This window comes from Ruegeria intermedia (assembly GCF_900129345.1).
GTDB lineage: Bacteria > Pseudomonadota > Alphaproteobacteria > Rhodobacterales > Rhodobacteraceae > Ruegeria > Ruegeria intermedia.
In genome coordinates, this window is the sequence record NZ_FQVK01000003.1 from 186,710 (window position 1) to 207,722 (window position 21,013).

Sequence of the window (21,013 nt, forward strand, 5' to 3'; positions counted from 1 at the left end):
CCTGCCGCAGGTTGCGACTTTTCTCTGCGCGATGCGTGCGTTACCAAGGGTCATCACCCAACCCCGCCGAGGGCCAATGACCCACTCCATCCGTTCCGTGTTGCAAACCCAGCTCCAGCAAGCCCTGGCCGCGCTCAAGGACGCCTGGCGGGTCATGCTCCGCCGCGGGCCAAGCCAGATTCAGTTCTGGTTCATCGCCTTGGCCATCGGCGTCGCGGCAGGGTTCATGGCGCTGGGGTTTCGCAAGGGCATCAACGCCTTGCAGGCCTATGTCTACCAGACTGACGATATTCTCCACCTGCACAGTTTTGCCGAGAATCTGCCGTGGGAGATGGTGCTGATCATCCCAATTATCGGCGGTCTGATCGTGGGGGTGATTTTGCACCTGTTCACCGATGACGGCCGTGTGCGCTCGGTTGCCGACGTGATCGAAGGCGCCGCCGTCAACGATGGTCGGGTCGAAACCAAGGCCGGCATCGCCTCGTTCCTGGCCTCTCTGATCACGCTCAGCACCGGCGGCTCGACCGGGCGGGAAGGGCCGGTGGTTCACATGGCCGGCGTGATCTCGACCTGGGTCAGCAACCGCATTCATGCCGACGGCATCACCGGGCGCGATCTGCTGGGTTGTGCCGTGGCCGCCGCCGTCTCGGCCAGTTTCAACGCCCCCATCGCCGGGGCGCTGTTCGCGCTCGAGGTGGTGTTGCGCCATTTCGCCGTGCATGCCTTTGCGCCGATCGTCATCGCCTCGGTGGCGGGCACGGTCATCAACCGGCTGGAATATGGAGACGTGACCGAATTCATTCTGGAAACGCCGGGATCGTTGCAATTCTACGTCGAACTTCCGGCCTTCCTGATCCTCGGGCTGGTCTGCGGTCTGGTGTCGCTGGCGCTGATGCGCGCGATCTTCTTTGCCGAGGATTTAGGGACCCACGTCCAAGCACGCCTGTCACTGCCGCGCTGGCTGCGCCCGGCGGTGTCCGGGGCGATGCTGGGGGGGCTTGCCGTCTGGTTTCCGCATATCATCGGTGTGGGTTACGAAACCACGATCCGCGCCCTGACCGGCGATCTGGTGCTGACCACCGCCATCCTGTTCGCGGTGGTGAAAACCGCCGCCGTCGCCATTACCATGGGCGGGCGCATGGGGGGCGGTGTGTTCTCGCCCTCGCTGATGATCGGGGCGCTGACCGGTCTGGCCTTTGGCCTGATCGCGACCGGGCTGCTGCCGGATGTGTCCGGCACGCACACGCTCTATGCCTTCGCGGGGATGGGGGCGGTTGCGGCTGCGGTGCTGGGGGCGCCGATTTCGACCACGCTGATCGTGTTCGAGCTGACCGGAGACTGGCAGATCGGGTTGGCTGTGATGGTTTCGGTTTCGATGTCCACCGCGCTGGCCTCGCGGCTTGTCGACAGGTCGTTCTTCCTGACCCAGCTGGAACGCCGGGGCGTGCATCTGGCCGCCGGGCCGCAGGCCTATCTGCTGGCGATGCTGCGGGCCGGTTCAGTGATGCGCCCGCTGGGTGATCCGCGCTCGATCACCGAAGAACAGGCGCGGGTGCTGATGGATCAGGGGCTTTGCATTCCGGCCAGCGCCACGCTCGAGGCCGCGATGCCTTATTTCGACCGTGACGAGATTGCCTGTCTGCCGGTGGTGGTGCCCGAAGACGACGGGACCGAAACCCCGGTTGGCGCGCTTTATCATGTCGATGCGCTCAAGGCCTACAACCGCGCGCTGACGGCCACGGCAGCCGAGGAACACTCGTGACCTTGCGCAAGCGTCAGATCTGTTCGACCTTCACCGAGTCGAGCCGGTAGAACGCCAGGTACCCCTTGATCCCGGCCACGGCCGGGATCGGGTTCTCATAGCTCCAGACTGCGTTTTCCGTCACCGAAGATTTGTTGACGATCGAATAATGCGTGGCGTCGCCCTTGTGCGGGCAGTGGGTCACTTTGTCGGTCTTGTCCAGAAAGGCCATCGCGATGTCGTCGCGCGGGAAATAGATGACCGGCGGCAGATCGCCCTCCAACAGCTCCAGCGCGTTGGTGGTCTCGCCCAGAATGGCGCCGCCCGAACGGACGCACCATTTGCCCGGCGCCTCGCGGATCGTGATATCTGCGGTCATTTCTGCTCCTTCCCTCGTCGTCGCGGCCCTTGTCCATTCCGGCCCGAAGTCTACCCGTCCTTGTAACATTGTCATGTCACAGCGGTGCTGTCGCGGCATCCAACCACAGTTGCGCGTCGGGCGACAGCCTTGGGCGGATCTTTTCCGCAACGTCCCGATGGTAAGCGTTCAACCAGTCGCGTTCTGCCGCCGTCAGCATCTCGGCCACGATCAGGCGCCGGTCGATCGGGACATAGGTCAACGTACGCCAGCACAGCATCGCCCGTTCGGCGTCACCGCCGGGCAGGGCGGGCGCTTCTTCCACGACCACCAGGTTTTCCAGCCGGATGCCGAACGCGCCCTCGCGGTAATAGCCGGGTTCATTGGACAGAATCATGCCGGGCTGCAGCGGCACATGGCTGACGCGCGACAGGCGCTGCGGGCCTTCATGTACGCTGAGATAGGCACCGACGCCATGTCCGACGCCGTGGTTGAAATCCTGACCCGCCTGCCACAACGGGATACGCGCCACGCATTCGATGTCACGCCCGGCCAGCCCCACCGGCCAGCGCAGCATCGACATGGCGATCATCCCCTTCAGCACGCGGGTGAAACAGGCCTTCTCCTCGTCGCCGACGCTTCCGATGGCAATCGTGCGGGTGATGTCGGTGGTGCCATCCAGATACTGCCCGCCGCTGTCCAGAACCAGCAGATGCCCGTCTTCAAGCCGGCTGTCGGTTTCCTCGGTCACGCGATAGTGCATGATGGCGCCATTCGGCCCGGTGCCCGCGATCGTGTCGAACGAGATGTCCTGCAGCGCGTCGTCCCGCCGCCGGTTTTCCTCGAGCCGGGTGACGACCTGGGTCTCGGTCACGCTGCCCGGTGCCTGCGCATCCAGCCAGCACAGGGTCTCGATCACCGCCACGGCGTCGCGCAGATGCGCGGCGGCACTGCCCGCGATCTCGGCCGCGTTCTTGCAGGCCTTGGGCAGAGCGCAGGGGTCGCCGCCATCCACGGCACGCTCGGCGAGTACGTCGACCACGGCCTGAGGCACGGTGCCCATGTCCACCTGTACCGCGCCTTCCAGCGTGCCGACGGCCGCCAGGAACGCCTCGGGCGGGTGCACCGCCACCTGCGGCCCCAGATGGTTGTCCAGCCCGGTCAGCTTCTGGGCCGCCATGAACAGGTCCACCCGCCCATCGGCGTGCAGAATGGCAAACCCGTGCGCCACCGGGTTGTAGGCGATATCCGACCCGCGAATGTTCAGCAGCCACATGATCGAATCCGGCAAGGTGATCACGGCGGCGCTGCGCCCCGCGTCCGCCAGACCTTTTGCCAGGCGCGTGATCTTGCTCTCGGCGCTTTCGCCCGCAAAGTCCAGCGGGTGCGGCTTTGCCGGGTTCATCGGCGGCGCCGGCTGATCCTCCCAGATGCGGTCGACCAGGTTGTCACAGCGCACCAGCTCGATCCCGCTGCCTGCCAGTGCGGCCTGCGTGTCACGGATCTGTCCCGCCGCGTGCAGCCACGGATCGAACCCCACCTTGCCACCTTGGGGCAGGTGCCGTTGCAGCCAGTCGGCCAGAGACACCTCGGGCCAGTGCACCGGCGTGAACTCCTCGGCCACCTGCGCCTTGACCTGGGTGCGGTAGCGGCCATCGACGAACACCCCGGCAACGTCGCGCAAGGCCACGCAGAACCCGGCTGTTCCCGTGAACCCGGTCAGCCAGGCCAGTCGCTCGTCATGAGGGGCCACATATTCGCCCTGATGCGCATCGGCACGCGGCACAAGGAACCCGTCCAGTCCTTCGCGCACCAACTCGGCCCGCAACGCCGCCAGTCGCGGCGGCCCCTGTTCCGGCCGCGCCGTCACTTCGAAGGATTGGAACATCTGCGTCTCCCTCAATCCGCGGCGGGCTCTGGCCCACCTCAGTTTGGTTCTTTCAAGAAAAGTCCCGCCCGGGGCAAGGCCTGGCTCAGCTGGCCTTCCGAATGCCCATCACGCGGGCCCGCGCGCGCGGATCGCTGTCGAACAGGGCGGCCAGCTGCTCGGTCATTGCCCCGGCCAGCTGTTCCACATCGGTGATCGTCACCGCTCGGTCGTAATACCGGGTCACGTCATGGCCGATCCCGATTGCCAGCAATTCGACCATCTTGCGCTTTTCGACCATGGCGATCACGTCACGCAGGTGTTTCTCCAGGTAGTTCGCTGGGTTCACGCTGAGCGTGGAATCATCTACCGGAGCCCCGTCCGAAATCACCATCAGGATCTTGCGCTGCTCGCGCCGGGCCAGCATCCGCCGATGCGCCCATTCCAGCGCCTCGCCGTCGATGTTTTCCTTCAGCAGGCCTTCTTTCATCATCAGGCCCAGATTGGCCCGCGCCCGCCGCCAAGGTGCATCCGCCCCCTTATAAATGATATGCCGCAGGTCATTCAGGCGGCCGGGCTGCTGTGGGCGGCCATCGTTCAGCCACGCCTCGCGCGCTTGTCCGCCTTTCCAGGCCCGGGTGGTAAAGCCCAGAATCTCGACCTTCACGTTGCAGCGTTCCAGCGTGCGTGCCAGAACATCGGCACAGATCGCCGCGATGGAGATCGGGCGCCCCCGCATCGAACCGGAATTGTCCAGCAGCAGCGTCACCACAGTGTCGCGGAACTCGGTGTCTTTCTCGACCTTGAAACTCAGCGGAGTCGTCGGATTCGCCACCACCCGTGCCAGCCGGCCGGCATCCAGAATGCCTTCCTCGCGGTCGAACTCCCAGCTGCGGTTCTGCTGCGCCTGCAGACGGCGCTGCAGCTTGTTGGCCAAACGGCTGACGGCGCCCTTCAGCGGCTCCAGCTGCTGATCCAGATAGGCGCGCAGCCGCTCCAGTTCGGCGGGTTCGGCCAGCTCCTCGGCGGCGATCTCCTCGTCATGGGTGTTCAGATAGACCTTGTAATCCGGGTCGGCCTCGGACGCAGGCGGCGGGGCGGGGGGCTCCAGCGGCGCTTCGCCCTCGGGCATCTCGGCCTCTTCGCCCATCTCGTCCTCGGCCATCTCATCCATCGAGACCTGCGCCTGCGACTGGTCCTGCTGCTCTTCCTGCGTCTGTTCCGGAGTGGCGTCGGCGTCGTGCTCGTCCTGCTCGTCCTGGCCAGTGCTGTCGGGGTCGGGCTGCTCCTCGGCCTCTTCTTCGGCCTGGTCCTCCTGATCCTCGTCCAGCGCGTCCGGGTCTTCGCCCAGCTGGTCACCATAACCCAGATCGTCGATCACCTGGCGGGCGAATTTGGCAAAGGCGGTCTGGTCCGACAGGATTTCGTTCAGACTCTCCAGCGTGCCGCCGGCCTGTTCCTCGATGAACCCGCGCCACAGATCCATGACATTCGTGGCTGCAGGCGGCAGATCGCGCCCCGTGGCCAGGTGCCGGATCAGATAGCCCGCGGCGACGGCCAGCGGCGCCTCGGACGGCTGCTTGCACTGGTCATAGCCGCGCCGCAGCGCCTCGTGGTTGATCTTGACGTCGATATTGCTGGCGGTGCCGGGCATGTCGCGGGCACCCATCGCTTCGCAACGGGCGGTTTCCATCGCCTCGTACAGATCGCGGGCCATGTCGCCCGGCGGGGCGTACCGGGCATGGGTGGCCTCGTCGTGATACCGGCGCTGCAACGCCAGCGCATCCGCCGTGCCGCGCGCCAGCAAAACCTCTTCGCGCGTCATCCGGCGCGACACTTGCGGCAAGCGCATCGACTCGCCCGACAGACCCGAGGGATCGACGGTGTAGCTGACCGACAGGTCCGGGTCGTCGGCCATCACCTTGGTGGCCTCGGCCAGGGCCTTCTTGAAGGGATCAGCGGGGTTGTCGTTCTTCTGCACCATGTTTCTCAGCCCTCATTCAAGCGCCGCCCGACCGCGACGACCGGCCCCGCCTTCATCTGGCCCAAAATATCCCCGCCGGAGGCATTGCGCCCGGCACGGGCGCAACTCCGACATCACCCCAAGCTGACGCTTGCGGCGCTTTCCGGCAGTTCCTCATCGAAACACCGCTGATAGAACTCGGCAACCGTCTCGCGCTCCAACTCGTCGCACTTGTTCAGGAACGACAGGCGGAACGCATAGCCCACGTCGCGGAAGATTTCAGCGTTCTGGGCCCAGTTGATCACGGTGCGCGGGCTCATGACCGTGGACAGATCGCCGTTCATGAACGCGGTCCGGGTCAGGTCGGCCACGGTGACCATCTGGCTGACGGTCTTGCGGCCCTTTTCGGTGTTGTAATGCGGCGCCTTGGACAGAACGATCATCACCTCGGCATCGTGACTGAGATAGTTCAGCGTCGCCACCAGCGACCAGCGGTCCATCTGCGCCTGGTTGATCTGCTGCACGCCGTGATACAGGCCGGTGGTGTCGCCCAGACCCACGGTGTTGGCGGTGGCGAACAGGCGGAAATAGGGGTTCGGCGTGATGATCTCGTTCTGGTCCAGCAAGGTCAGCTTGCCGTCATGCTCCAGAACCCGCTGGATCACGAACATCACATCGGCGCGGCCGGCGTCATATTCGTCGAACACGATGGCCACCGGGTTGCGCAGCGCCCAAGGCAGGATGCCCTCGTGAAACTCGGTCACCTGTTTGCCGTCACGCAGCTTGATCGCATCCTTGCCGATCAGGTCGATCCGGCTGATGTGGCTGTCCAGGTTGACGCGAACGGCAGGCCAGTTCAAACGAGCTGCGACCTGCTCGATATGCGTCGATTTGCCTGTCCCGTGATAGCCCTGGATCATCACCCGGCGGTTGTGCGAAAATCCCGCCAGAATGGCCAAGGTGGTCTCGGGGTCGAACTTGTAGGTCGGATCGATCGCCGGCACACGGTCGCTTTGCTCGGCAAAGCCTTTGACGACCATGTCCGTGTCAATGCCGAACACGTCCCGGACCGAGATCTCTTCGGTCGGTTTTGCGTTGATGTCGATTGATCCGTCAGCCATGAGCCTTGTCCTTATTCCTTGCCCCGCCTACCGGGGTCGAACCCGTGTGTGGTGCAACATATCGCGGGCAAGGGCAAGGGAAAGCCGACTGCCTTGCGATGAAGCCGGACGCTTTGCCGGCAACCGCCATGCCGTGGTGCAGATACAAGCCCGGCGAGCGGTCGGCCACCGGCGTGCCGCGGCGGCTACTTGAAGTTCCGGCTGTCCTTGATCTGGTCCCAGGCCCAGACGACTTCCTGCAGCTGTTCCTCCTGGCTGCGGTCGCCGCCGTTCATGTCGGGATGCAGCACCTTGATCAGTTTCTTGTAGGCCTTGCGCACTTCGGCCTTGGTCCAGGTGTCCTTGGCTTCGAGGATCTCGATCGCCCGGCGTTCGGTGGGCGGCAGGCGGCGGCCCGTGGCCTCGCGGCCGCGGTTCTTGGTGGCTTTCTCGCCCAGCACCTGATGCGGGTCCTCGATGCCCAGCCGAGCCCAGGCGCGCGCCTCGGGGTCGCCCATCGGCTTGGTCTCGCGCTCCCACACCTTGTCCTTGGACCGCTGCGCGTTCAGTTCGGCCTCGGTCGTGCCGTCGAAGAAGTTCCACTTCTGGTTATATTCGCGCACGTGCTGCTGGCAGAACCAGAAATAGTCATCCAGCACGTCGGGCGCCTTGGGGGCACGGTATTTCCCCGGTTCGTTGCAGCCCTCGTGGTCGCAGACGCGGGTCGATGTTTCGGATGCGCCCGACATGCCCCGGCGGCCGCGCGGGTTTTTCTTCTTGGCGCTGGACACCGAGATGTCGAAGCCGAAGGGATCAGGTTTTACCATATGCTCATCCTCACGAACGCGTCTTTTCGACTCGGAGGCAGCAGTTTAATCTAAGTGACCGAAAGTAGAAGAGGGGCGCGGCAAATTATTTGCCCACGAGCACGAAAATGACCATGACAGAGGAAATCCGCACCCGCCTGCAGGCGGCTTTCGACCCCTATGAGCTTGAGGTCGTGGACGACAGCGAAAGCCATCGCGGCCATGCCGGGTTCCGTGAAGGCGGCGAAAGCCATTTCAACGTCCGCATCCGCGCCGCGGCCTTTGCCGGGCTGTCGCGTGTGGCCCGCCATCGCGCCGTGCACAAAGCGTTGGGCGACGTCGTGCCGCGCATCCACGCGCTGGCGCTGGACGTCAGCGACTGAGGCAGCGACCGGAAAAACCGGTGCCGGATTGGTGCATCCAAAGTCTTTGACCCGTTCGACGGATCGGTCTTCAATAGAGCGCGGAGTGCTCTGACGGACGGAGCCTGTGTCGACATGCGCTTGTGCCGGTTAAAACATCTGGACGTCCTTCTCGGGATAGGGATCATTCTGGTCGTGGCCGGCCATGTGCTCGAGCCGCCTGTATCCAGCGTAATCTACGTTTTTTACATGCCACTGTTTTTCTTTCTGGGCGGCTTTCTGGCGCCCGAGGAAGTCCAGGTCACCAATGCGCAAACTGCGCTCGGGCTGGCGCGGCGCAAGGCGGTCCGCGTGTTGTTGCCTTATGTTTCGTTTCTTGTCTTGATCTCGTTGCCGTCGATTGTGACGGCTGCCGCACAGTCGCCTGAGGTCGCCATGAAGGCCTTGCTCAGATTGGCTTACGGTGGCGAAATGCTGACCGGCTGGACCGGAGTGTTCTGGTTTCCCACCACATATTTTTTGCGTTGGTTGCGTTCGAGTTGCTCCGTGCAGGGTGTCTGGCGTGGGTCCAACTGGGCGTGGTGTCCGTTGCGCTTGTCCTGGCCACGATGAACCAATACCTGTGTCCCGACTTCCATTTGCCTTGGGCACTGAACGTGGTCGCTATGGCGCTCCCGATCGTCTGGCTTGGTCACCAATGGCGCCGGTATCAGGCTGGGTGGAGCCTCGGCCTGGCTGCATGGGTGCCTTTGCTGATTTTCGGTGTGGGATACCTGACAGCCGCGTGGTTTGAGATGTCGCCGCAGATGCGGATGAAGCGCGCCGATTATGGCTGGCCGTTGATCACTTTGGGCGCGGCTGTCGCGGTCACTATTCTGTTGGGGTTCACCAGCAAACAGATCACCCGGATACCGGTGGGGGCAAAGCTGTTCGGGGTGTTTGGCACTGCCTCGATGACTATCATGTACATTCATCAGCCCATCCAGTTGGCAATGAAAGACATGGGCCTCGCAAGTGACTATCTGCGATTGCCGATCACACTTGGCCTTTCGTTGGCGGTTCATCACATGCTGAACCGGACCCAACTGACGCAAAGGCTGTTCCTTGGTCGCACTCGGAGCGGAGCGCCCGGGACCAGCGCCGCGAGCTGACCACGTTGCTCGTCAATCGTCTTTGTTCTCGGATTTCACTGGCGGCTCGTCCGGTTCGGCCGGAATCGGTTTGGGCGCCTCGACGTCGCGGGGGTCCGGCACAGCGCGCGCCAGGGGTGTGGCGTCCTCTTCGGGGGGGCTCAGGAACGCGGCCATGTCTTCGTTCGCGGCTTCGCTGTTTGCCATTCGCCGGAACACCATCACGTTGCGCCAATTCAAAGTGCTGCCGGTCAAACCGGAGCGTTCCTCGCTGGGCAGAAGCTCGGAGCGGTGATACTCCCAGCCATCAATGGCCAAGTCGTTCAGCAACTGTTCGATTGTGACGGCGAAGCGCCCTTCCGGCGTTTTTACACCCTTGGCCTTGGTGCCTTTCCGGGGGGCGGGGACAACCTTGTATTCGTAACGCTGCATCGATGGTTCCCTATTGCCTGTTGGCGGGCAATTTACCTGCCCAGCCAGGGCGGAGAAGAAAAACTTCGCGCCCCAGTGAATTTCAGCCCTGACTGTTGCCTTCGCCCTGCGCCGCCTTGCCGACGATCCTCAGGCACAGCTCGGTCGCCGCCGCCATGTCCTGAACCGAGATCCACTCCAGCGGCCCGTGGATGCATTGCATCCCGGTAAAGATGTTGGGGCAGGGGGTGCCGAACTCGGTCAGGCGCGACCCGTCGGTGCCGCCGCGTATCGGAACCGAGACCGGATCGATCCCCATGTCCCGGCAGGCCTCGCGCGCCAGATCCACCGGTGTCATGTCCTTTTCCAGCCAATAGCGCATGTTGCGGTACTGGTGGCTGATTTCGACGCTGATCCTGGCGCGCGGTTCGCTGGCCTGTACTGCATCACAGACCTTGCGCACCAGCGCGCCCTTGGCTTCCAGCCCGTCCATCTCGAAATCGCGCAGGATCAGCTTGATTTCCATCTCGGACGAGCCGCCGTTCAGGTCGGTCACGTGGATGAACCCTTCGCGCCCGTCGGTGACTTCGGGGGTCATGGTGGCCTGCGGCAGCGTCTGCACGATCTTGGCCGCCAGATGGGTCGCGTTCACCATCTTGTCCTTGGCCAGGCCCGGGTGAATCGAAACGCCCTCGATCCGGATCACCGCCCGGTCGGCCGAGAAGCTCTCATATTCGATCTCGCCCAGTTGCTGCCCATCCAGCGTATAGGCGAAGTCGGCGCCCAGATCCTTGGGAAGCGCCTCGGTCACGCCCCGGCCGATTTCCTCGTCGGGGGTAAAGGCGATGCGGATCGGTCCGTGCGCGACTGTCCGATCGGCCAACAGGTGCCGGGCCATGGTCATGATGATCGACACGCCCGCCTTGTCGTCGGCGCCCAGCAGCGTGGCGCCCGAGGCGGTGATCAGGTCGTCGCCGACTTTGCTGGCCAGATAGGGGTGCTCGGCCGGCGACAGCACCAGCGACGGATCGTCGGGAAAGGTGATGTCGCCGCCATTGTAGCCCTTGATGACCCGCGGCTTGACCCCGGTCGCGTTGAACTGCGGTGCGGTGTCCACATGGGCCAGAAAGCCGATGGTCGGCCCCGGCGCGGTGCCCGGAATGGTGGCCAGAACGACGCCATAGTCCGTCATGGTCACATCCTGCGCGCCCATTTCGGTCAACTCCTGCCGCAGCAGGTTCAGCATACCGTATTGGACTTCCGTGCTGGGGGTGGTGGGTGAGTTTTCGTCGCTCTGGCTGTCGATGGCCGCATAGCGAACCAGCCGGTCCTCCAGCTCCTGGTCAAATCTGTTCTGCATGGCACCTCACCTCTCTGGCCAAGACAAAGGCCGCAACCGGCCGCCCGAGTCAAGCGCCGCCTCGGCCCCGGAATGCGTCAAGAACTCCGGGTAAAGCTTTGTACAAACCGGACAAACCCAGTTGCCCGACCTGTACAAACCGAAAGACCTTATTGGCCCAGCTTCTGCGCAACCAACTGGTTGACCGCCTTGGGGTTGGCCTTGCCGCCGGTGGCCTTCATCACCTGTCCGACGAACCAGCCGGCCAGCTTCGGGTTCACCTTGGCCTTCTCGACCTGGGCCGGGTTGGCCGCGATGATCTCGTCCAGCGCGGCCTCGATGGCGCCGGTGTCGGTCACCTGCTTCATGCCGCGCTCTTCGACGATCTGCGCCGGGTCGCCGCCTTCGGTATAGACGATCTCGAACAGGTCCTTGGCGATCTTGCCCGAGATGGCGTCCGAGGCGATCAGGTCGATGATCCCGCCCAGCTGTGCGGGCGAGACCGGCGAGTCGGTGATGTCGCGGTCGTCTTTCTTCAGGCGGCCGAACAGCTCGTTGATGACCCAGTTCGCGGCCAGCTTGCCGTTGCGGCCCTTGGCGACCTCTTCGAAGTACACGGCCGCTTCAACCTCGGCGGTCAGCACCGATGCGTCATAGTCGGTCAGGCCGAAATCGTTGATGAAACGGGCCTTTTTCTCGTCCGGCAGCTCGGGCAGTTTGGCGGCGATGTCATCGACCCAGGCCTGCTCGATTTCCAGCGGCAGCAGGTCGGGGTCGGGGAAATAGCGATAGTCATGCGCCTCTTCCTTGGACCGCATCGAGCGCGTCTCGCCCTTGTCGGGGTCATACAGGCGGGTTTCCTGCTCGACCTTGCCGCCGGCCTCGACGATGGCGATCTGGCGGCGCGCCTCGACCTCGATGGCCTGCTGGATGAAACGCATCGAGTTCATGTTCTTGATCTCGCAACGCGTGCCCAGATGCGAAAAGTCTTGCGTTTCCATGTACTTTTCATAGTCGCCCGGACGGCAGATCGACACGTTCACGTCGGCCCGCAGGTTGCCGTTCTGCATGTTGCCGTCGCAGGTGCCCAGATAACGCATGATCTGGCGCAGCTTGGCGATATAGGCGGCGGCCTCTTCCGGGCCGCGGATGTCGGGGCGGCTGACGATCTCCATCAGGCAGACGCCGGTGCGGTTCAGGTCCACGAAGGACATGTTCGGATCCATGTCGTGGATCGATTTGCCTGCGTCCTGTTCCATGTGGATGCGCTCGATGCGCACCTTGCGCGCGGTGCCGTCGCCCAGTTCCACCAGCACTTCGCCTTCGCCCACGATCGGGTGGTACAACTGGGAAATCTGGTAGCCCTGCGGCAGGTCGGGATAGAAATAGTTCTTGCGGTCAAAGGCCGATTTCAGGTTGATCTGCGCCTTCAGGCCCAGGCCCGTGCGCACCGCCTGTTCCACGCAGAATTCGTTGATCACCGGCAGCATGCCCGGCATGGCCGCATCCACGAAAGACACGTTCGAGTTCGGCTCGGCCCCGAATTTGGTCGAGGCCCCCGAGAACAGCTTGGCATTGGACGAGACCTGCGCGTGCACCTCCATCCCGATCACCAGTTCCCAGTCGTGCTTGGCACCGGCGATGGTCTTGGGTTTGGGCAGTTCATAGGTCAAGTCGAGCATGGCGCGCCTCATTTCCGCAGAAGTCTAGGCCTGCGTATTAGGCCCGGACCGTCCAAGGGGCAAGGGGCAAAGGGCGCGGGGGCGCGAATCTCAGGGCGTGTTCAACTGCAAGCCCGAGGGCGTGAAGGTCACGACGGTGCCGTCGCGCAGCTCGTCGCGGAACAGATCGCTGATGGCGCGCAGGGCGGCGCGGTGTCCCCGCGCGGCGTATCGTTCGGGCGATTGCACCCGGACCGAGTTGTTGAACCCATTCGCCGCGTGCGCCCAGATCAGCGGGTGCAGCTCGGTCAGGTGGTCGCGGATCAGCCATTGGGCGGCGTCGGCGATGCGGCTGCGCACCAGATCGGCCTGTTCGTTCAAACATTGGCCGCTCTGCATGGTCAGGGCGCAATAGGACGCCAGCAGGTTGACCGTCTGCTGGTCGGGCCGGCGGGCGACGATGTCGGACAGGCCCTGCAGAAAATAGTCGGTGTCCAGGCGGGCACAGGCGATCTCGTCCAGCGCGATGGCGTCGAACTGGGTCCAAGTATAGCCGCCAGCGCCCCAGATGGATTGCGTGTTGGCTGCGGCGCGCAGGGCCCGCAGTTCCAGTTCCTCGTAGCTGCCGAACCAGCGGGGCAGCAGATGGCAGCCCATCGCGCGCATGTGCCGCGGGTTGTGCGGGTCCAGCGCGATCAACCGTTCATACCGGTCCGCGACGCGTTGGGTGCCGGCCGGTTGCCCGCCCAGCAGGGCGCAATCGGCCGCAGCCATGATCGGGCTGTCGGCTGCGGCCGGCCGCCATTGCGACAGGATGGCACCGGCGCGATCGAAATGCGCAGCGCAACGGGCCCGGTTCAACGGCGGAAGCGTCGAGACCTGTGCGGTTCCCCGCCAGGCCCATGCCAGGTCGATATGGGCCAGCGCGACGATCAGCGCGATGATCGGATCGCCGGGGTGGTCCTGCATCACGCCTTCCAATTCCGAAATTCCGGCCAGCACATCATACTCGGCAAAGGCCTTGCCGTCGGACAACGCGTGTTCAACCGCCAGAACCACGTCCGAACGTGCCCCAAAGGCCAACAGGTCAGCCACGGGAACCCCGTCGGGGGCCGTGGCGCGGGTTCGGTCGGCGGTCCGGATTTCGGCGGACAGTTCGGCCCAGCGATCTTGGCGGGCCAGATGGCGGCCCCGGTCGATCCGGTCCTGTCCGGTTGGCACGTCAGTCTGTGCGACGGGAATGTTCAGCCGGCCAACATGGTGCAGACAGTCTGCGGCTGGATCGACCTGCGGAACGCGCGGATGCGGCGTAGATTGAAAAATTCCTTTGAGGGGGGCAAGCCCTGCCCAGAAAGACCGGAACATGGGGAACACTCGGACCATTTGAAACTCGTAAAAAACCAAAGCTTAGTGTGCTCTGGAATTGTCGAAAATTCAAGATGTCGGGCGCTGGCGCTCAAAAACGGCGATGGATCAGGTTCAATGGGCCTGTAAACTGCGGAATCGTTTCAGAAAACGGTGAAATGATGCCGGTCGACCCGGAAACCGGCCTGTTGCAGCGCCTGTTCCAGCTGTTTGTGCGGCGGCAGGGCCTCGTCCGGCAGGCGCAACCGCTTGCCGTTGGTCAGAACGACGGACACCCGCACGGAAAAATCCCAGCGTGTGTCGAAGCGGAAGGCGTCGATCTCGGTCAGGTCGATTTCACCCTGCCGCGCGCCCGAATGCCAGCGCAGCTTTGCCGGGTCCAGGCTCAGCCCCGCGCTGGTGTTGCGTAGCACGTCCCACAGCGCGGGCAGGGTGCCCAGCGCCAGCAACCCGATCAGCCACCATGCCGCGTCGAAAACCAGCACAAGTGCCAGCAGCCCCGCATAGACAGCGCACAGAATGGCGATGCTGCGGGGCGACCGGTTGTGGCGGGCAAAGCGGAACCCGGAGCTTTCGGGCGCCGTCATGCCCCGAGGATGCGCGAGATCATCTCGGTCGTGTCGCGCGACAGGTTCGGGGTTTCGGCGATCCGGGTCAGTTGGGCGCGGATCAGGTCCTGACGGTCGGCGTCATAGCGTTTCCATGTCTGGAAGGCGGTGCACATGCGCGCGGTGGTCTGCGGGTTGACCGGATCCAGCCGGATCAGCCAGTCGGCCAGCAAGGCGTAGGAGGCGCCGCTGGCGTGGTGGAACCCGGCGTGGTTCATCGCCAGCCCGCCCATCAGCGCCCGGAACCGGTTGGGGTTCTTCCAGTTGAAATCGGGATGCTCGCACAGGGCACGCGCGATCCGCGGCGCATCGTCCGGGGCGGCCAGCGAGGCCTGAAGCCCGAACCATTTGTCCAGAACCAGCCGGTCATGGCGCCACTGGTCGTAGAATGCCGCCAGTTCCGCCTGGCCCTTGCCGGCCCGCGGCAGGCAGGACAGGGCGCTGAGCTGCAGGGTCATGTTGTCGGCCTTGGCATAGACCTCGGCCGCCATCGCCCCGCCGTCCAGTCGGGTGGTCAGCGCCAGCGCGGCGCTGCCCAGGGCGCGCTTGCCCGCCTGATCGGCATCGGGTGAATAGGGGCCGTCCACCAGCGCCTCGGAATGCAGGCGGGGCAGCAGGTCCTGCATGTGCTGGGCGGTGGCCTGGCGCAGGGTCTCGACCGCGCGCCAGATCGCCATCGGGTCGGGCGTTTCGCCCTGTTCGTGCAGCGCGGCGGCCAGTTCCGACTGGGTCGGCAGGCCCAGCATCAGCGCACGATAGGCCGGGTCCAGATCGGCGTCGCGCAGAACGGCCAGCAGGCCATCCAGATATTCGGCATCGGGGGCCGCGTCCTGTGTGATCATGCGCAGCAAAGTGTCCTGCGCCAGCGTCCGCCCGGCCTCCCACCGGTTGAACGGATCGGTGTCATGGGCCAGCAGAAACGCGCGTTCGGCGTTCGGGCGGTCATGTTCAAGGATCACCGGCGCCGAGAACCCCCGCAGGATCGAGGCGACGGGCCGCGCGGCCAGCCCCTCGAAGGTGAAGCTCTGGCGCGCTTCGGTCAGTTCCAGCACCTCGGTGCCGCGCACCTCGTCGCCATTCGGGCCCAGCAGGCCCACGGCCACGGGGATCACCTGCGGCAGCTTTTCGGGCTGGCCGGGCGTGGGCGGCGTGCTCTGGGACAGGGTCAGGGTATAGGTGCCGTCGGCCCAGTCCTCCTGGACCTTCACCCGGGGCGTGCCGGACTGGCTGTACCAGCGCTTGAACTGGGTCAGGTCGCGGCCGGTCGTGTCCTCGAACACTTTCAGCCAGTCCTCGATCGTGCAGGCCTGCCCGTCATGGCGCTCGAAATACAGATCCAGCGCCTTGGAATAGGCCTCGTCACCCACCAGCGTTTTCAGCATGCCGATCACCTCGGCGCCTTTTTCATAGACGGTCGCGGTGTAGAAGTTGTTAATCTCTTGAAAGCTTTCGGGGCGCACGGGGTGCGACAGCGGCCCGTTGTCCTCGGGGAACTGGCGCGCGCGCAGGTCGATCACGTCATGGATGCGCTTGACCGGGGCCGAGCGCATGTCCGAGGTGAACTGCGCGTCGCGGAACACGGTCAGTCCCTCTTTCAGGCACAGTTGGAACCAGTCGCGGCAGGTGATGCGGTTGCCGGTCCAGTTATGGAAATATTCATGCGCGATGATCGCCTCGATCCGTTCGAAATTGGCATCGGTCGAGGTTTCAGGGCTGGCCAGCACCGCCGACGAGTTGAAGATGTTCAGCCCCTTGTTCTCCATCGCGCCCATGTTGAAATCATCCACGGCGACGATGTTGAACACGTCCAGATCGTATTCGCGGCCATAGACATCCTCGTCCCATTTCATCGACCGCTTCAGGGCCTCCATGCCAAAGGCGCATTTGCCCTCATCCCCGGGCCGGACCCACAGGTTCAGATCGACATGTCGGCCCGATCTGGTGGTGAAACTGTCGGAATAGGCAACCAGCTCTCCGGCGACCAGCGCGAACAGATAGGCGGGCTTGGGCCAGGGGTCGGTCCATTCGGCCCAGCCTTCGCCCGTGCCCGTCGGGTTTCCGTTCGACAGCAGCACCGGCAGGTCGCCGTTGATGCGCACGGTGAAGGTGGACATCACGTCGGGCCGGTCGGGATAGAAGGTGATCTTGCGGAACCCCTCGGCCTCGCACTGGGTGCAATACATGCCGTTCGACATGTAAAGCCCTTCCAGCGCGGTGTTGTTGCCGGGGTCGATCTCGACCTCGGCCTCCCAGACGAAGGGGGCATCGGGGACGTTGGCGGTCAGGCCCTTGTCGGTGACCTCGGGCGTGATCGGTGTGCCGTCGATGCTGGCGCGGATCAGATTCAGCTCTTCGCCATGCAGGAAGAACGTGCGGTCGGTGGCCTGCGGGTTGGGGCGGAACGCGATGCGCGATGTCACGCGCGTTGCATGCGGCGCCAGGTCGAAGGTCAGGTGAACGCTGTCGACGATGTAACCGAACGGCGAGTAATCCTTGAGGTAGATCGTTGTGGGGGCTGGGTCGCGCATCTGGGGCCTCGTTGTCATTTTTGCCGCTACGTTAGGCGCTGCCGCGGGGCACCGCAAGCAGGCGGCCCATTGCCTTGGCGCGTTTGAAGCTGTTTCAGCCGGATGCAGAGGGGCGGGGGGCTTGCCGGCAAGTTGCCGATCGGAAACACTCGCCCTATTTGATGGACGCGACCACCGCAGAACAGGGCAGGAGATTCGATTCATGAGCGGCAGACAAGACCGGCACGGGCTGAAGGTAGACACGGTTCTGGCCGATTTCATCGAGCAGCAGGCGCTGCCCGGAACGGGGGTGGCCCCCGATGCGTTCTGGGCGGGGCTGGCGCGGATGGTGGCCGAACTGGGTCCGCAGAACCGCGAATTGCTGGACAAGCGCGCCGAGATCCAAAGCCGGATCGACGCGTGGCACCTTGCGCGCAAAGGGCAACCCATCGACATGGCCGAGTATCAGGCGTTCCTGCGCGAGATCGACTATCTGCTGGATGAAGGCCCCGATTTCCAGATCGACACGGCGAATGTCGACCCCGAGATCGCCGCGACGCCCGGCCCGCAACTGGTGGTGCCGATCACCAATGCGCGTTTTGCCCTGAACGCGGCCAATGCCCGCTGGGGCAGCCTGTATGACGCGCTGTATGGCACCGACGCGATGGGCGACCTGCCTCAGGGGGGCGGCTATGACGCGGCCCGCGGTGCGCGGGTGATCGCCTGGGCCAAGGCGTTTCTGGACGAGGCCGCGCCGCTGGCCCAGGGCAGCTGGGCCGATGTGTCCGGTCTGAAGGTCGAAGGCGGCGCATTGGTGCCGGCGCTGGCCGATCCGCAGAAATTCGTGGGCTTCAGCGGTGCGGCCGAGGCCCCGCACTTCGTGCTGCTGAAGAACAACGGCCTGCACATCCAGATCATGATCGACCCGTCCAGCACCATCGGCGCCTCGGACCCGGCGGGCATTTCCGACGTGCGCCTGGAATCGGCCCTGTCCACCATCATGGACTGCGAAGACTCGGTCGCCTGTGTCGATGCCGAGGACAAGGTCGTGGCCTACGGCAACTGGCTGGGCCTTATGAAGGGCGATCTGACCGAAGAGGTCACGAAAGGCGGCCGGACATTTACCCGCAAACTGTCCGAGGACATCGCCTTTACCCGGCCCGACGGATCGACCAGCAGCCTCAAGGGCCGGTCGCTGATGCTGGTGCGCAATGTGGGCCACCTGATGACCAACCCCGCCGTGCTGGACGCCGAGGGCAACGAGATCGGTGAGGGGCTGATGGATTCGCTGTGCACCACGCTGATCGCGATGCACGACCTGCAGCGCGATGGCGGCAACTCGGTCCACGGCTCGGTCTATGTGGTCAAGCCCAAGATGCACGGACCCGAAGAGGTGGCGTTCTCGGTCAAAATCTTCGACATGGTCGAGGACATTCTGGGCCTGCCGCGCAACACCGTGAAACTGGGCATCATGGATGAGGAACGCCGGACCTCGGTGAACCTCAAGGAATGCATCCGCGCCGCGAAATCGCGCGTGGCCTTCATCAATACCGGGTTCCTCGACCGGACGGGGGATGAGATCCATACCTCGATGGAGGCCGGGCCGATGCTGCCCAAGGGCGACATGAAGAATACGCCGTGGATCCAGTCCTACGAGGATCGCAATGTCGATATCGGGCTGGCCTGCGGGCTGAAGGGCCGGGCGCAGATCGGCAAGGGCATGTGGGCCATGCCCGACCGGATGGGCGAGATGCTTGCGGCCAAGATCGGCCACCCCATGGCCGGTGCGACCTGCGCCTGGGTGCCGTCGCCCACCGCAGCGACCCTGCACGCGACTCATTATCACAAGGTGGACGTTCTGGCCCGTCAGGACGAGATCGCCGCCGGAGGCCCGCGCGGCACGCTGGACGATCTGCTGACCATCCCGCTGCTGGGCGGCCGCAACCTCAGCGACGATGAAATCACCCGCGAGATCGAGAACAACGCGCAGGGCATCCTGGGCTATGTCGTGCGCTGGGTCGATCAGGGCGTCGGCTGCTCGAAGGTGCCCGACATCAACGATGTGGGTCTGATGGAGGATCGCGCCACCTGCCGGATCTCGAGCCAGGCGCTGGCCAACTGGCTGCATCACGACGTGATCGGCGCCGATCAGGTGATGGCCGCGATAAAGAAGATGGCTGCCGTGGTCGACCGCCAGAACGCGGACGACCCGGCCTATCGGCCCATGGCGCCGGGGTTCGACGGCATCGCCTTCCAAGCCGCCTGCGATCTGGTGTTCAAGGGGCGGGTGCAGCCCTCGGGCTATACCGAGCCGGTCCTGCATGCGCGGCGGCTGGAACTGAAGGCCCGTCAGGGCTAGAACCGGGACAGACCACTGCAGACAGAGGACAGGATCATGTCGGTTTCACTTAGAAAAGCCCGCACCATCATTCGCAAAACCCTTGAGAAAGGTCGCGAGATGGACTTGAAGCCCCTGTCGGTGGTGGTTCTGGACGCGGGCGGCCACGTCATCGCCTTCGAGCGCGAGGACGGTGCCGCCCCCGGCCGGTTCGCGATTGCCCATGGCAAGGCCTATGGATCGGTCATGCTGGGCATGGCGGGCACCGCTCAGATGCAGCGGGCCGAGGCGCAGGCCTATTTCATGGCTGCGGTGAACGGGGTCTATGGCGGGCAGGTCGTACCGGTGCCGGGCGGCGTGCTGCTGCGCGACCGCAAGGGCGCGGTGATCGGGGCCGTCGGCGTCACCGGCGACACCTCGGACAACGATGCCGCTGCCGCCATGGCCGGGATCGAGGCCGCCGGGCTGACCGGCGAAACCTGATTAGCAGAACCACCGTTCCGCTGCGGTCGCCTGTTTCGGAAAATTCGTCCAGTAATCTGCGGAAATCGGGAATAACATGTGCGTATATGAACACGTCCTTGCGCCATGGTGCAGGGCGTGTTTTCTTGCACGTTGCTGACTGGGCGGATAATTTCCGATCAGTTCAGGAAAAACAGCAAGGTAGCGCAATGTCCCGACCCGTCGTTGGCATCATCGGCAATTCATATCTGACGAACGACCAGTACCCCACCCATGCCGGGGGGACGATGAATTCGGACGCGGTCGCGAATGTCTCGAACTGTCTGCCGCTGCTGATCCCGGCCGACCCGCGCTATGTCGACGTGGCCGAGCTGCTTGAGGTTTGCGACGGGTTCCTGCTGACCGGTGGCCGCCCCAACGTTCACCCCGAGGAATATGGCGAGCCGGCGACCGATGCGCATGGCGAATTCGACCGGGCGCGCGATGCGATCACCCTGCCGCTGGTGCGGGCCTGCGTGGAACGCGGCCAGCCCTTTCTGGGCATCTGCCGGGGCTTCCAAGAGGTCAACGTGGCCATGGGCGGCACTCTGTACCCGGAAATCCGCGATCTGCCCGGACGGATGAACCACCGCATGCCACCCGATGGCACGCTGGAAGAGAAATTTGCCCTGCGCCACGTGGTCAAGCTGACCGAGGGCGGGGTATTCCACCGACTGTTCGGCGCCAGTGAGGTGATGACCAATACGCTGCACGGGCAGGGCATCAAGACGGTGGGCAAGGGTGTGGTGATCGACGGCCACGCGCCGGACGGCACGCCCGAAGCGATCTATATCCAGAATGCGCCCGGGTTCACCCTGTCGGTTCAGTGGCACCCGGAATGGGATGCGGCGAATGACCCGGTGTCGCGGCCCCTGTTTCAGGCTTTCGGCGACGCGGTGCGGGCTTGGTCGGCAGGTGCCATGCCGACGCCGGTGCGGCAATCGGCCTGACAATCG

The 21,013-nt window shown here is 64.4% G+C and carries 18 protein-coding genes; 7 read left to right on the forward strand and 11 right to left on the reverse strand.

Annotated features, from left to right (window positions below; translation table 11 throughout):
* Window positions 1–76: 76 nt before the first annotated feature.
* Complete coding sequence (locus tag F3H26_RS03835) at window positions 77–1,762, forward strand: chloride channel protein (RefSeq protein WP_149774747.1); 1,686 nt, start codon at window positions 77–79, stop codon at window positions 1,760–1,762.
* Window positions 1,763–1,775: 13 nt separating this feature from the next.
* Here F3H26_RS03835 and F3H26_RS03840 read toward each other — a convergent pair whose 3' ends face one another.
* The 5 genes from F3H26_RS03840 to F3H26_RS03860 form a co-directional block, all read right to left on the reverse strand.
* Entirely contained in the window at window positions 1,776–2,120 is a 345-nt protein-coding gene (locus F3H26_RS03840) for a DUF427 domain-containing protein (protein ID WP_149774748.1), read from the reverse strand.
* A gap of 76 nt (window positions 2,121–2,196) precedes the next feature.
* The gene (locus tag F3H26_RS03845) at window positions 2,197–3,987 is read right to left on the reverse strand and encodes an aminopeptidase P family protein (RefSeq protein WP_149774749.1); all 1,791 of its coding nucleotides are present in this window, start codon (window positions 3,985–3,987) and stop codon (window positions 2,197–2,199) included.
* Between the two features lie 85 nt (window positions 3,988–4,072).
* Window positions 4,073–5,950 (reverse strand): cobaltochelatase subunit CobT, encoded by a 1,878-nt coding sequence (gene cobT, locus F3H26_RS03850; RefSeq protein ID WP_149774750.1) that lies wholly within the window; start codon window positions 5,948–5,950, stop codon window positions 4,073–4,075.
* Window positions 5,951–6,063: 113 nt separating this feature from the next.
* Entirely contained in the window at window positions 6,064–7,050 is a 987-nt protein-coding gene (gene cobS, locus F3H26_RS03855; RefSeq protein WP_149774751.1) for a cobaltochelatase subunit CobS, read from the reverse strand.
* 185 nt (window positions 7,051–7,235) lie between these two features.
* Entirely contained in the window at window positions 7,236–7,856 is a 621-nt protein-coding gene (locus tag F3H26_RS03860; RefSeq protein WP_149774752.1) for a J domain-containing protein, read from the reverse strand.
* Window positions 7,857–7,963: 107 nt separating this feature from the next.
* Here F3H26_RS03860 and F3H26_RS03865 point away from each other — a divergent pair, with 107 nt between their 5' ends.
* The 3 genes from F3H26_RS03865 to F3H26_RS03875 all read left to right on the forward strand — a co-directional run bounded on the left by F3H26_RS03865 (window position 7,964) and on the right by F3H26_RS03875 (window position 9,348).
* On the forward strand, window positions 7,964–8,218 hold the full coding sequence (locus F3H26_RS03865) for a BolA family protein (RefSeq protein ID WP_149774753.1): 255 nt from the start codon (window positions 7,964–7,966) through the stop codon (window positions 8,216–8,218).
* A gap of 114 nt (window positions 8,219–8,332) precedes the next feature.
* Window positions 8,333–8,809 carry an acyltransferase family protein gene (locus F3H26_RS03870; RefSeq protein ID WP_149774754.1) on the forward strand — a complete coding sequence of 159 codons (477 nt, stop codon included), beginning with the start codon at window positions 8,333–8,335 and terminating at the stop codon, window positions 8,807–8,809.
* Window positions 8,806–9,348, forward strand: coding sequence for a hypothetical protein (locus F3H26_RS03875; protein ID WP_188127682.1), 543 nt, complete (start codon window positions 8,806–8,808; stop codon window positions 9,346–9,348). Before F3H26_RS03870 ends, F3H26_RS03875 begins: the two co-directional genes overlap by 4 nt.
* Window positions 9,349–9,360: 12 nt before the next feature.
* Here F3H26_RS03875 and F3H26_RS03880 read toward each other — a convergent pair whose 3' ends face one another.
* From F3H26_RS03880 to pepN, 6 genes are all read right to left on the reverse strand, one after another.
* Window positions 9,361–9,759 (reverse strand): DUF4177 domain-containing protein, encoded by a 399-nt coding sequence (locus F3H26_RS03880; RefSeq protein WP_149774756.1) that lies wholly within the window; start codon window positions 9,757–9,759, stop codon window positions 9,361–9,363.
* Between the two features lie 82 nt (window positions 9,760–9,841).
* Window positions 9,842–11,098 (reverse strand): peptidase T, encoded by a 1,257-nt coding sequence (gene pepT, locus F3H26_RS03885; RefSeq protein ID WP_149774757.1) that lies wholly within the window; start codon window positions 11,096–11,098, stop codon window positions 9,842–9,844.
* 149 nt (window positions 11,099–11,247) lie between these two features.
* Entirely contained in the window at window positions 11,248–12,759 is a 1,512-nt protein-coding gene (gene gatB, locus F3H26_RS03890) for an Asp-tRNA(Asn)/Glu-tRNA(Gln) amidotransferase subunit GatB (protein WP_149774758.1), read from the reverse strand.
* A gap of 90 nt (window positions 12,760–12,849) precedes the next feature.
* Window positions 12,850–13,959 carry a hypothetical protein gene (locus F3H26_RS03895; RefSeq protein WP_223162423.1) on the reverse strand — a complete coding sequence of 370 codons (1,110 nt, stop codon included), beginning with the start codon at window positions 13,957–13,959 and terminating at the stop codon, window positions 12,850–12,852.
* 287 nt (window positions 13,960–14,246) lie between these two features.
* Window positions 14,247–14,690 (reverse strand): hypothetical protein, encoded by a 444-nt coding sequence (locus F3H26_RS03900; protein ID WP_149774759.1) that lies wholly within the window; start codon window positions 14,688–14,690, stop codon window positions 14,247–14,249.
* The gene (gene pepN / locus F3H26_RS03905; RefSeq protein WP_149774760.1) at window positions 14,687–17,239 is read right to left on the reverse strand and encodes an aminopeptidase N; all 2,553 of its coding nucleotides are present in this window, start codon (window positions 17,237–17,239) and stop codon (window positions 14,687–14,689) included. The genes F3H26_RS03900 and pepN overlap by 4 nt, the downstream gene beginning before the upstream one ends.
* A gap of 202 nt (window positions 17,240–17,441) precedes the next feature.
* Here pepN and F3H26_RS03910 point away from each other — a divergent pair, with 202 nt between their 5' ends.
* The 3 genes from F3H26_RS03910 (at window position 17,442) to F3H26_RS03920 (ending at window position 21,007) form a co-directional block, all read left to right on the forward strand.
* Window positions 17,442–19,577 (forward strand): malate synthase G, encoded by a 2,136-nt coding sequence (locus tag F3H26_RS03910; RefSeq protein WP_149774761.1) that lies wholly within the window; start codon window positions 17,442–17,444, stop codon window positions 19,575–19,577.
* A gap of 36 nt (window positions 19,578–19,613) precedes the next feature.
* Entirely contained in the window at window positions 19,614–20,039 is a 426-nt protein-coding gene (locus F3H26_RS03915) for a GlcG/HbpS family heme-binding protein (protein ID WP_093964871.1), read from the forward strand.
* 188 nt (window positions 20,040–20,227) lie between these two features.
* A complete protein-coding gene (locus F3H26_RS03920; protein ID WP_149774762.1) occupies window positions 20,228–21,007 on the forward strand; it encodes a gamma-glutamyl-gamma-aminobutyrate hydrolase family protein in 780 nt (259 codons plus the stop codon).
* The last annotated feature ends 6 nt before the right edge of the window (window positions 21,008–21,013 follow it).

Coding starts and splice junctions, on each gene's coding strand:
- pepT (WP_149774757.1), bottom strand. CDS start 11,098: ATGCAGAACAGATTTGACCAGGAGCTGGAGGACCGGCTGGTTCGCTAT.
- F3H26_RS03865 (WP_149774753.1), top strand. CDS start 7,964: ATGACCATGACAGAGGAAATCCGCACCCGCCTGCAGGCGGCTTTCGAC.
- F3H26_RS03840 (WP_149774748.1), bottom strand. CDS start 2,120: ATGACCGCAGATATCACGATCCGCGAGGCGCCGGGCAAATGGTGCGTC.
- F3H26_RS03910 (WP_149774761.1), top strand. CDS start 17,442: ATGAGCGGCAGACAAGACCGGCACGGGCTGAAGGTAGACACGGTTCTG.
- F3H26_RS03875 (WP_188127682.1), top strand. CDS start 8,806: ATGAACCAATACCTGTGTCCCGACTTCCATTTGCCTTGGGCACTGAAC.
- F3H26_RS03870 (WP_149774754.1), top strand. CDS start 8,333: ATGCGCTTGTGCCGGTTAAAACATCTGGACGTCCTTCTCGGGATAGGG.
- gatB (WP_149774758.1), bottom strand. CDS start 12,759: ATGCTCGACTTGACCTATGAACTGCCCAAACCCAAGACCATCGCCGGT.
- cobS (WP_149774751.1), bottom strand. CDS start 7,050: ATGGCTGACGGATCAATCGACATCAACGCAAAACCGACCGAAGAGATC.
- pepN (WP_149774760.1), bottom strand. CDS start 17,239: ATGCGCGACCCAGCCCCCACAACGATCTACCTCAAGGATTACTCGCCG.
- F3H26_RS03880 (WP_149774756.1), bottom strand. CDS start 9,759: ATGCAGCGTTACGAATACAAGGTTGTCCCCGCCCCCCGGAAAGGCACC.
- F3H26_RS03915 (WP_093964871.1), top strand. CDS start 19,614: ATGTCGGTTTCACTTAGAAAAGCCCGCACCATCATTCGCAAAACCCTT.
- F3H26_RS03900 (WP_149774759.1), bottom strand. CDS start 14,690: ATGACGGCGCCCGAAAGCTCCGGGTTCCGCTTTGCCCGCCACAACCGG.
- F3H26_RS03835 (WP_149774747.1), top strand. CDS start 77: ATGACCCACTCCATCCGTTCCGTGTTGCAAACCCAGCTCCAGCAAGCC.
- F3H26_RS03860 (WP_149774752.1), bottom strand. CDS start 7,856: ATGGTAAAACCTGATCCCTTCGGCTTCGACATCTCGGTGTCCAGCGCC.
- cobT (WP_149774750.1), bottom strand. CDS start 5,950: ATGGTGCAGAAGAACGACAACCCCGCTGATCCCTTCAAGAAGGCCCTG.
- F3H26_RS03845 (WP_149774749.1), bottom strand. CDS start 3,987: ATGTTCCAATCCTTCGAAGTGACGGCGCGGCCGGAACAGGGGCCGCCG.
- F3H26_RS03920 (WP_149774762.1), top strand. CDS start 20,228: ATGTCCCGACCCGTCGTTGGCATCATCGGCAATTCATATCTGACGAAC.